We start from the raw sequence: 869 nt of genomic DNA, 5'->3' as shown, positions 1-869 counted from the left end.
AAACCAAGGTTTGCGAGAGCAGTCGCTATCGCTTCAGGACCATCAGCGGCGATGTCGCCAAACGGGTTTTGTCGGCTCAGAGAGAGCAGGCCAAGCGCTGTCAGTAGCTGGGCATTGTTCAATTTATCCAGGTTAAGCCCGGCCGCCCTGACGACGTTTATCAGCTCGGTCTGAAACGTATTGAACCAGTCCGGCCCCGGATATGTCGGCGGGATCCCATTGCCGCCCTCGGTGAAAAACAGGTCTGCCTCACTGGAGACAGGTGACGGTGGTGGCATCACAGGAACGCCACTTGGATTATCAACGTAAAACATCAGTTGTCTCCTGATAAAAATATTCGTAGGCGGTGCCACCCAGCCTGTATTTGGTCAGAACACACTCCAGCTCGCGCGCACGGTCGTTGAGCAACGGCGTCATAACGTTATCGATACACGTAAAACGACCACCACTGATACCCAGAACGTCAATCTGCAATACCCAGCGATAACGGGCCGGGTATAGCGGATACATACAGCTCCTCAGGCAGTGGTGCGGCAGTATGACAGTGACTTTGATAGTGAAGCCAAGCGCTGCTGCCACCTCTTCAATCTGCCAGGGCGCGAGTCCGCCCTTACGGTGGTATTTTTCAACTACCGCCCGACGGCGGTCTTCAAACGTGCCTGCTGCCTGTCCACACTCCGGCAGCTCAAGGTATGCCTCCCATTCCTCCAGCAACTGGAACGTCGTCTCAGGCCGCATCTCCGGCAACAGGCTATCGGCGTCCGTTTCGGCCTGGCTTAAACGCCTCGCTAAGGCCCGTAAAAACCGGTTTAAATCACCGTTATCGTCACGGGGCCATGCCCGGCCACGGGGCATCACCTGCCAGAGTG

General features: G+C 56.3%; 1 protein-coding gene and 1 pseudogene. Both read right to left on the bottom strand.

Translation table 11 applies throughout. From position 1 onward, the window contains the following. Positions 1–314 (bottom strand): annotated as a pseudogene (locus GTGU_RS23450) (integrase); the annotation flags it as partial. After that, the coding region (locus tag GTGU_RS23445; protein WP_038163648.1) for a YmfQ family protein at positions 301–869 on the bottom strand (569 nt) is incomplete at its 5' end. The pseudogene GTGU_RS23450 and the gene GTGU_RS23445, both read right to left, overlap by 14 nt.

This window comes from Trabulsiella guamensis ATCC 49490 (genome assembly GCF_000734965.1).
In the GTDB taxonomy this organism is placed as follows: Bacteria; Pseudomonadota; Gammaproteobacteria; order Enterobacterales; family Enterobacteriaceae; genus Trabulsiella; species Trabulsiella guamensis.
The sequence above is the reverse complement of the archived record's forward strand: the minus strand, read 5'-3'. Positions and strand labels throughout refer to the sequence as shown.